This is a genomic window from Micromonospora sp. MH33 (assembly GCF_003013775.1).
In the GTDB taxonomy this organism is placed as follows: Bacteria; Actinomycetota; Actinomycetes; order Mycobacteriales; family Micromonosporaceae; genus Micromonospora; species Micromonospora fulviviridis.
Map to the genome: position 1 here is coordinate 1 of NZ_MUYZ01000293.1, position 8748 is coordinate 8748.

General features: G+C 70.9%; 11 protein-coding genes. 6 read left to right on the top strand and 5 right to left on the bottom strand.

What is annotated here, in order from left to right:
• Together B0E53_RS29735 and B0E53_RS29740 are read right to left on the bottom strand one after the other, a co-directional pair.
• A partial coding sequence (locus tag B0E53_RS29735; RefSeq protein ID WP_146167812.1) for an acyltransferase occupies positions 1-687 on the bottom strand: 687 nt, incomplete at its 3' end.
• Positions 688-715: 28 nt separating this feature from the next.
• Positions 716-1036 carry a hypothetical protein gene (locus tag B0E53_RS29740; protein WP_107079035.1) on the bottom strand — a complete coding sequence of 107 codons (321 nt, stop codon included), beginning with the start codon at positions 1034-1036 and terminating at the stop codon, positions 716-718.
• 185 nt (positions 1037-1221) lie between these two features.
• On the opposite strand from B0E53_RS29740, the gene B0E53_RS29745 reads away from it, so the two are divergent.
• From B0E53_RS29745 to B0E53_RS29770, 6 genes are all read left to right on the top strand, one after another.
• Positions 1222-2112: an ABC transporter ATP-binding protein gene (locus B0E53_RS29745; RefSeq protein WP_210406267.1), complete on the top strand. Its 891-nt coding sequence runs from the start codon at positions 1222-1224 to the stop codon at positions 2110-2112.
• Positions 2109-2960 (top strand): ABC transporter permease, encoded by an 852-nt coding sequence (locus B0E53_RS29750; protein ID WP_107079037.1) that lies wholly within the window; start codon positions 2109-2111, stop codon positions 2958-2960. The genes B0E53_RS29745 and B0E53_RS29750 overlap by 4 nt, the downstream gene beginning before the upstream one ends.
• A gap of 10 nt (positions 2961-2970) precedes the next feature.
• Positions 2971-3222: a helix-turn-helix transcriptional regulator gene (locus B0E53_RS29755; RefSeq protein ID WP_107079038.1), complete on the top strand. Its 252-nt coding sequence runs from the start codon at positions 2971-2973 to the stop codon at positions 3220-3222.
• Between the two features lie 69 nt (positions 3223-3291).
• Entirely contained in the window at positions 3292-5181 is a 1890-nt protein-coding gene (gene dnaG / locus B0E53_RS29760; protein WP_107079039.1) for a DNA primase, read from the top strand.
• Between the two features lie 48 nt (positions 5182-5229).
• A complete protein-coding gene (gene tnpB, locus B0E53_RS29765; RefSeq protein ID WP_107079040.1) occupies positions 5230-6630 on the top strand; it encodes an IS607 family element RNA-guided endonuclease TnpB in 1401 nt (466 codons plus the stop codon).
• Positions 6630-7166 (top strand): hypothetical protein, encoded by a 537-nt coding sequence (locus B0E53_RS29770; RefSeq protein ID WP_107079041.1) that lies wholly within the window; start codon positions 6630-6632, stop codon positions 7164-7166. Before tnpB ends, B0E53_RS29770 begins: the two co-directional genes overlap by 1 nt.
• 4 nt (positions 7167-7170) lie before the next feature.
• On the opposite strand, the gene B0E53_RS29775 is transcribed toward B0E53_RS29770, so the two are convergent.
• The 3 genes from B0E53_RS29775 to B0E53_RS29785 all read right to left on the bottom strand — a co-directional run.
• Complete coding sequence (locus tag B0E53_RS29775) at positions 7171-8139, bottom strand: TAXI family TRAP transporter solute-binding subunit (RefSeq protein WP_107079042.1); 969 nt, start codon at positions 8137-8139, stop codon at positions 7171-7173.
• The gene (locus B0E53_RS29780) at positions 8136-8528 is read right to left on the bottom strand and encodes a roadblock/LC7 domain-containing protein (protein WP_107079043.1); all 393 of its coding nucleotides are present in this window, start codon (positions 8526-8528) and stop codon (positions 8136-8138) included. The genes B0E53_RS29775 and B0E53_RS29780 overlap by 4 nt, the downstream gene beginning before the upstream one ends.
• Positions 8525-8748: hypothetical protein (locus tag B0E53_RS29785; RefSeq protein WP_210406266.1), on the bottom strand; the 224-nt coding region annotated here is incomplete at its 5' end. The genes B0E53_RS29785 and B0E53_RS29780, both read right to left, overlap by 4 nt.

Consider the following 8748-nt stretch of genomic DNA (forward strand, 5'->3'; position numbering starts at 1 on the left):
CACGGCGAGCGCGGCACCGACCAGGAGGGCGACCGCCCGCGTGTCGGTGCCGTAGTAGACGCGGTCCGGGGCACCCGGGGTGAACAGCGCCGCGGCGGCGAGCGCCGAGCCGGCCGCGCCCAGCAGGACGACCGGGAGCGCGACGCCGAGCCGGCGGCGGGGCGGGACCGCGCCCCGTTTGGCCGCCCAGCCCAGCAGCGGGATCAGCAGCAGCGGCCAGAGCAGGTAGAACTGCTCCTCGATGCCGAGCGACCAGGTGTGTTGCAGCGGGGACGGGCTGCCGGTGGCGGCGAAGTAGTCCCCGTCCCGGTTCGCCATCCGCCAGTTGGCGACGTACCCGAGCGCGGCCAGTTCGTCCCAGCGCAGCGCACCGAGTTCGGTGCCCGGCATCAGCTTCCGGGAGAGCACCAGCACGACGAGGAGCACCAGCAGCAACGCGGGAAGCAGCCGGCGCACCCGCCGGCCCCAGAACGCGACCAGGTCGATGCGGCCGGTGTCGCGGTGCTCGGCGAGCAGCAGCGACGTGATCAGGAACCCGGACAGCACGAAGAACGCGTCCACCCCGAGGAAACCACCCGGGAGGGTGGCGACCCCGCCGTGGAACGCGAGGACGGCCGCGACCGCGAGCGCCCGGACCCCGTCCAGGGCCGGCTGGTACGGGATCTTCGCCCTGCTCGTACCCGACATGGGCCGGTTGTCCCCGTCGGCGGCCGCCTTACACCCGGTCGACCACCGGCTCGGGACCGGCGACCGCGAGGGCGCGGCTCGTGAGCACTGCGCCGACCCGGGCAGCGGAGCCCGCGATCCGGTGGCGGATCACCCGCAGGTGCAGCGCGATCGCGGCCGGCAGGACCAGCGCGGTGACGGTGGCCGCGAGCCAGGGCGGGGCGACCGTCAGGACGGCCAGCGCGGCGGCCAGCCCGACCAGCACGCTGTTCATCAGCGCGATCATGCCGGCCTGGCTGACCAGATCGCGGAACCAGTGCCGGCGGAACGGCTCGGGCGCGAACGGCCCCGCGTCGTCCAGCGTCGGCATGACCAGGTAGGGCGCCAGGTCGGGCGCCCGTATCCAAGATCCGCAATGGGCGGGGAAGCGGGTATGCCTCGGTTTGTAGTAGAGGTGCTACATTTCGGGGTATGACTGCGGTCGAACTGCCGGGGGCCGCCACCACCCCCCACCCGCCCGACGAGGACCTGGTCCTCGACGTACGCGACCTGCGCATGCGGTACGGCACCGTCGACGTGCTGCACGGGGTCGACCTCACCGCCCGGCGCGGCGAGGTGCTCGCCCTGCTGGGCCCCAACGGCGCCGGCAAGACCACCACGATCGAGATCCTGGAGGGCTTCCGGCTGCGCTCGGCCGGGTCGGTCCGGGTGCTCGGCGTCGACCCGGGCCGGGGCGACGAGCGCTGGCGCGCCCGCATCGGCGTGGTGCTCCAGTCCTGGCGCGACCACGGCAAGTGGCGGGTCCGGGACCTGCTGGCCCACCTCGGCGACTTCTACGCGCCGTACGCCACCGAGCGCATTCCCCGGCCCTGGCCGACCGACGACCTGCTGGACACGGTCGGCCTCACCGCGCACGCCGGCAAGCGGGTGCACCAGCTCTCCGGCGGCCAGCGCCGCCGGCTGGACGTGGCCGTCGGCATCGTGGGCCGCCCGGAGCTGCTCTTCCTGGACGAGCCCACGGTCGGCTTCGACCCGGCCGCCCGGCGGGAGTTCCACGAGCTGGTGCACCGCCTGGCCGACCTGGAGGAGACCACCATCCTGCTCACCACGCACGACCTGGACGAGGCCGAGAAGCTGGCCGACCGGATCCTCATCCTGGCCGGTGGCCGGATCATCGCCGACGGGTCGCCCGACGAGCTGTCCCGCCGGGTCGCCGGCGACGCGGAGGTCCGCTGGACCCGCGACGGCGAGCGCTTCGTGCACGGCACGGCCGACGCCACCGGCTTCCTGCGCGACCTGCTCCGCGAGCACGGCGACCGGGTGCAGGAGCTGGAGGTCCGGCGGGCCAGCCTGGAGGACGCCTACATCACGCTGGTCCACGAGGAGGAGTCCGGGCTGCGAGCCGGCCGGGCCGCCCGGGTCTGGCAGCAGGGGAGCGAACGATGAACCCGACCGTGACGGCTGTCCGGGCCGGTGTGCGGCGCGGCGTGATCGAGCTGCGCAACACCTTCACCAACGGGCAGGACCTCTGGAACTACTTCTTCCCGACCGCGGTGCTGCTGGTCGCCATGTTCTTCATGCGCGGCTCCACGGTGCCCGGCACCGACTTCTCCCTCGGCGCCCGGGCGCTGCCCAGCACGATCGGCATGGGCCTGATCTTCGGCGGGCTGCTCGGCCTGTCCCAGCAGCTCATCGTCGACCGGGAGGACGGCACCCTGCTGCGCGCCAAGGCGACGCCGAACGGGATGCTCGGCTACCTGATCGGCAAGATCGTGCTGATCTCGGCGGTGTCGCTGATCGGGGTGGTGCTCCAGCTCACGCCGGGGCTGTTCTTCCTGGACGGGATCCGGCTCGGCGACCCCGGCACCTGGCTCACCCTGGCCTGGGTGGTGCCGCTCGGGCTGGTGGCGACGCTCCCGCTGGGCGCCGTGATCGGCTCGCTGATCGAGAACCCCCGGAACATGGGCCTGGTGGTGCTGCCGATCTTCGGCCTCATCGCGCTCTCCGGCATCTTCTACCCGATCAACGGCCTGCCCGGCTGGCTCCAGGGCGTCGCCCAGGTCTTCCCGGTCTACTGGCTAGGGTTGGGGATGCGTTCGGCGCTGCTCCCCGCCGACCTGGCGGCGGTCGAGCTGGGCGGTTCCTGGCGCCACCTGGAGACCCTCGGCGTGCTCGGGGCGTGGGCGGTGCTCGGGCTGGTGCTGGCCCCGGTGGTGCTGCGGCGGATGGCCCGGCGGGAGTCCGGCTCGCGGGTGGCGGCCCGGCGGGAACGGGCCATGCAGCGGGTCGGATGAGAGGGCGCCGATGAGCGAGACCGTGCACAACCGGATCGCCGTGCTGCGCGCCGAACGGGGGATCTCCCGGCGGCAGCTCGCCGACGCGCTGGGTGTGCACTACCAGACGGTCGGCTACCTGGAGCGGGGCGAGTTCCGGCCCAGCCTGCACCTGGCGCTGCGGATCGCCGCGTACTTCGAGGTGCCGGTCGAGGTGGTCTTCTCCATCGAGCCGTTCCCCCGGATCGGGGGCGCCGCCACCGGGGCCGGTCGCTCGGCGTGACCGGGGGCGGGCGGTGTCCGCCACACGCCCGTCCCCCCGACCGCCGGATCGTCGGTCCGGCAGGGCAGGATGTACGCCGAGGAGGTGGCGGAGATGGCGGGGCGGATCCGGGACGAGGACATCGCGCTGGTCCGCGAGCGCACCTCGATCGCCGAGGTCATCTCCGACACGGTGACGCTCAAGTCGGCCGGCGGCGGCAACCTCAAGGGCCTCTGCCCGTTCCACGACGAGAAGAGCCCCTCGTTCAACGTCTCGCCGGCCCGCAACGTCTGGTACTGCTTCGGCTGCGGGGCCGGCGGCGACGCGATCAAGTTCCTGATGGACGCCGAGCACCTGAGCTTCGTCGAGTCCGTCGAGCGGCTCGCCGCCCGCGCCGGCATCCAGCTGCGCTACGTCGAGGACGACCGCTCGACCCCGCGCCCCCGCCCCCAGCAGGGGCAGCGGCAGCGCCTGGTGGCCGCGCACGCCGCCGCCGTCGACTTCTACCGTGCCCAGCTCAGCACGGCCGGCGCCCGGCGGGCCCGGGAGTTCCTCGCCGAGCGGGGCTTCGACCGGGCCGCCGCCGAGCGCTACGGCTGCGGCTTCGCCCCCGACGCGTGGGACCTGCTCACCAAGCACCTGCGCCAGCAGGGCTTCACCCACGACGAGCTGGTGACCGCGGGGCTGTCGCGCCCGTCCCGCTCGGGCAGCCTGATCGACCGGTTCCGGCGCCGGCTGCTCTGGCCGATCCGCGACCTCACCGGCGACGTGATCGGCTTCGGCGCCCGCAAGCTCTTCGACGACGACGACGGCCCGAAATACCTGAACACCCCCGAGACGCCGATCTACAAGAAGTCGCACGTCCTCTACGGCATCGACCAGGCCAAGCGGGAGATCGCCAAGCAGGGCAAGGTGGTGGTGGTCGAGGGCTACACCGACGTGATGGCCTGCCACCTGGCCGGGGTGCCCACCGCCGTGGCGACCTGCGGCACCGCGTTCGGCGCCGACCACATCAAGGTCTTGCGCCGGCTGATTTTGGACAGCAGCGTGCACGCTGGTGCGATCATTTACACGTTTGACGGGGATGCGGCCGGTCAGAAGGCCGCCATGCGGGCTTTCGAAGACGATCAGGAATTTCTCGCTCAGACCTTCATCGCTGTCAGCCCTAACAACATGGACCCCTGTGAGCTCAGGCTGGAAAAGGGCGACCTTGCGGTCCGCGATCTGGTAGCGAGCAGGGAGCCGTTGCTCACTTACGCCATCAGAAGCATTGCTGGACGATACGATCTTGAGCTTGCAGAGGGCCGAACCGCTGCTATGCAGGCGATTGCCCCCCTCATGCTGAAGATCCGTCGTTGGGATCTGCGCGAGCAGTACCTGCGGGAGCTTGCGAAGGTCACAGGTGTTGATCCAGAGGATGTTCGTGCTGTACTGAAGGCCGTAGACAAGGCCAACGGTCACGCCGTTGCGGGGCTCGTGCAGCCAGCAAAGAATGCGTCGCCGACAGTGGACAGTCCCCGGTCGATGGTAGAGCGGGAGGCGCTAAAGCTGGCACTTCAGCAGCCCGTGCTAGCGGGCCCAATGTTCGATGCGGTCGAGGCTGGCGAGTATCGACACCCGTTACATGTAGCTGCGCGAACCGCGATAGCAATGGCCGGGGGTACGGCAGGGGCTGCAAGTGGCGCGGTCTGGATCGAGCAGGTCCGCGACGCCTGTGATGACTTGGCGGGCAAGGCACTTATCGGCGAACTGGCAGTCGAGCCTCTGCGCATCGACGGGGAACCAGACTTGCGCTACGTTTCAATCACCATGGCCCGCCTTCAGTGGGGTTCGGTGACAGGTCGGATCAGGGATCTCAAGGCGAAGATCCAGCGGATCAACCCAGTGAGCAATAAGGATGAATACTTTGCGCTTTTTGGAGAGTTGCTTTCGCTGGAGCAGCATGCGCGCGCCCTGCGCGAGCAGGCTGCCGGGGAGTAGTTGTCTGTCACTTCGCCTAGGAGCCCGCGGCAAGAGAGACGACCCGGCGTGAAGGTTATTCAGGCGTACCGATTTGCGCTGGATCTGACCCCGGCTCAGCATCGGGCCGTGCTTGCGCATGCCGGTGCGGCGCGCTTGGCCTACAACTGGTCGCTTGCGCGGGTCAAGGCAGTTATGGACCAGCGAGCTGCCGAACGTTCATACGGGATCAGTGAAGAGGAACTGACGCCTCCGATCATGTGGTCATTACCCGCGCTGCGGAGAGCGTGGAATGCGGCTAAGGCGGAGGTTGCCCCGTGGTGGAAGCAGTGTTCGAAGGAGGCCTACAACACTGGCTTAGACGCTCTGGCCCGAGGATTGAAGAACTGGGCTGACTCCCGTAGCGGCAAGCGTGCGGGACGGCGTATCGGGTTTCCTCGGTTCAAGGCACGCCGTCGGTCGGCCCCCACCGTTCGGTTCACAACCGGCACAATTAGGGTCGAGGCTGATCGTCAGCATGTGGTGTTGCCGCGACTAGGACGCTTAAAGTCCCACGAGTCAACCCGTAAGCTTGCGCGCCGTATCGAGTCGGGCACCGCCCGGATTCTGTCCGCCACCGTGCGCAGTGCGGGCGGACGCTGGTACGTGGCATTTACCTGCGAGGTGCAGCGCGTTGACCGTATGCCGCACAGGCCGGACACCACAGTGGGCGTCGACCTCGGAGTGAAGCATCTCGCTGTGTTGTCTACCGGCGAAATGGTCCCCAACCCACAGGATCTCGGGGACGCCTCACGTCGGACGCGACGACTTGCTAGATGCTTGTCCCGGCGGGTCGGCCCCGACACGCGCAGCGGACGCCGCCCGTCCAATCGCTGGGAAAGGGCACGCCGCCGGCTGGCGCGGGCACACGCCCGGCTGGCGAATCTACGCCGCGACCGGTTGCACAAGCTCACCACCCGCCTCGCTTGCGAATACGGCAAGATTGTGGTGGAAGATCTCAACGTGGCCGGCATGTTGCGTAACCGAAGCCTGGCCCGAAGCATTGCTGGTGCTGGATTAGCGGAGCTCCGGCGGCAGTTGGCCTACAAGACCATATGGAATGGCGGCCAGTTGATAGTGGCCGACCGCTGGTACCCATCCTCGAAAACCTGCTCGGGTTGCGGCACGGTGAAAGCCAAACTGGCCCTGTCTGAGCGAACCTACACCTGCGCTGCCTGTGGCCTGAGTCTTGATCGTGATCTGAATGCCGCACGCAACCTTGCCGCGCTCGCGCGTGAGGCCTTCGACGCCCGGAGTGGCCGGGAGTCCCCAAACGGACGTGGAGCCGACCGTAAGACCTCGCCCGAGGGGCTGGTGGCCGTGAAACGTCAACCCGGCACTGCCAATGCAGACAAGACCGGGACCGTTCCGTCGCAAGGCGGGACATCCGACCAGATGCTGTCCACGCATCATGAACGGAGACGGCTCTGATGGGATTGTTCAGCCGCAAGCCGAAGCTGCCCCCGGCCGACCGGCCGCCGCTGCACGCCGACGAGCGGGTGCTCGCCTGGGCCGCCGTCGGCAACGGCGAGGGCGACGGCGTGGTGGTGGCCAGCAACCTGGGGCTCTGGCTGCCCGGCCGGGGAGAGCGGATCGGCTGGCACGACGTCCTCAAGGCGGTCTGGTCCGGCCGCGAGCTGACCGTCACCCCCGCCGACCGGGTCGCCGAACGCGACGGCTACCTGGTGGTCGCCGACTGCCCGGCCGAGACCTACCTGCTGCTCGACCCGGGGGAGCTGCCGCACCAGGTGCGGGCCCGGGTCACCCGCTCGGTCGCGTACACGGCGCACCACCCGGTGCCCGGCGGCGCCGGCCGGATCGTCGCCCGCCGGGTGCCCGGTGCGGACGGGCTGACCTGGACGGTGCGGTACGACCCGGGCACGCCCACCGACGACGAGGCGGTGACCGCCGAGACGGACCGGCTCGTCGCCGCCGCCCGGGCCGCCACCGCCCCCGCGAACCTCTGAGCCGTCAGCCGTTGCGGTAGTAGCGCACGGCGCCCGGGTGCAGCGGGATCGGCTCGGTGGCGGCGGCGCTCTCCCGGGTGAAGTTCGCCGCCTCCGGGTGCACCTTGATCAGCTCGCCCTGCCAGGTGAAGAGCACCCGGGTCAGGTCGTACGCGAGCTGGTCCGGCATGTCCGCCGCCACCAGGATCACGTTCGCCACCGTGATGGTCGGGGTGGGCGCCGGGGTGCCGTAGACCTCCGTGGGCAGCGTGGCCGTGGTGTAGACCGGGCCGTAGCGGGCGGCCAGCGGCTCGGCCAGCTCGGTGAGCGGGAGCAGCCGGAACGCCCCGGGCGCGCTGGAAAGCAGGTCCTTGATGCCCGGGGTGGGCAGGCCGCCGGAGAAGAACATCCCGTCCAGGCTGCCCGCCCGCATCCGCTGCACGGTCTCCGGCAGCGACAGGTTGAGCCGCTGGATGTCCCTGTCCGGGTCGATCCCGCCGGCGGTGAGCAGCCGCCCGGCGATGATGTCCGTGCCGGACCTGGGCGAGCCGGTGGAGATCCGCTTGCCGCGCAGGTCGGCGAAGCTGTCGATCTTCCCGCCGGCCCGGACGATCACGTGAGTGTAGTTGCTGTAGACCCGGGCCAGTGCCCGTACCGGCTGCGGCTGGCCGTCGAACGCGCCCCGACCGCTGACCGCGTCCGCGGCCGTGTCGGCCAGGCTGAAGGCGATCTCCATGTCGCCGCCCGCCAGCCGGGTGATGTTCTCCACCGAGGCGCCGGTCGGCTCGGCCCGCGCCTCGTAGCCGGGCAGGTGCCGGCTGATCAGGTCGGCGTAGCCGCCGCCGAGCTGGTAGTAGACGCCGGTGGTGTTGCCGGTGGCCAGGAAGATCCGCCCGTCGTGCCAGGCACGCGGCCCGGTGTCGGCCCCGCCGCAGCCGGTCAGCAGGGCGGCCAGCAGGAGCGCGGCGACCAGCCGCGGCGGGCGGCGGGTCACCGGCGGGCCGCCGGTTCCAGCGCCTCCGCCACCCGCTGCACCAGCGTCGCCGTCTCGTAGCCGATCTGGCCCAGGTCGCAGCCGGGCGCGGCGAGCACCCCGAGCAGTGCCCGCTCGCCGACCGCCATCACCAGCAGCACCCCGCCGTCCATGTCGACGATCTGCTGGCGTACCCGGCCGGCGGACATCAGCCGGGCCGCGCCCACGGTCAGGCTGGCCAGTCCGCTGATCACTGCGGCGAGCTGGTCGACCTGGTCGGGCGCGAGGTCGGGGGACGCGGCGAGCCGCAGGCCGTCCTCGGACACCGCGAGTGCGTGCGACACGTCCGGCACCTGCTCGGCGAAGTTCGCCAGCAGCCAGTCGAGTCCGGCGGTCACGGGTGAGGTCATGGATTTCTCCCGGTGGGTGTGGTGTTCGGGGCACGGCGCATCGCGCTGGCCACCCCCTCGGCGAGGGCGGACAGGCGGGCGCGTACCACCTCGGGGTCGAGCAGGTCGTCCGCGGGCCGCGGTGGCGGGGCGGTGGTGGGCAGCGGCGCGGGAAGCTGCCCGCCCCGGGTCCGGCGCGGCAGCCCGGCGCCGGTGGTCTGCGGCGGTGCCGGCGGGGCGC

Coding starts and splice junctions, on each gene's coding strand:
- dnaG (WP_107079039.1), top strand. CDS start 3,292: ATGTACGCCGAGGAGGTGGCGGAGATGGCGGGGCGGATCCGGGACGAG.
- B0E53_RS29740 (WP_107079035.1), bottom strand. CDS start 1,036: ATGCCGACGCTGGACGACGCGGGGCCGTTCGCGCCCGAGCCGTTCCGC.
- B0E53_RS29780 (WP_107079043.1), bottom strand. CDS start 8,528: ATGACCTCACCCGTGACCGCCGGACTCGACTGGCTGCTGGCGAACTTC.
- B0E53_RS29750 (WP_107079037.1), top strand. CDS start 2,109: ATGAACCCGACCGTGACGGCTGTCCGGGCCGGTGTGCGGCGCGGCGTG.
- B0E53_RS29745 (WP_210406267.1), top strand. CDS start 1,222: ATGCGGTACGGCACCGTCGACGTGCTGCACGGGGTCGACCTCACCGCC.
- B0E53_RS29755 (WP_107079038.1), top strand. CDS start 2,971: ATGAGCGAGACCGTGCACAACCGGATCGCCGTGCTGCGCGCCGAACGG.
- B0E53_RS29770 (WP_107079041.1), top strand. CDS start 6,630: ATGGGATTGTTCAGCCGCAAGCCGAAGCTGCCCCCGGCCGACCGGCCG.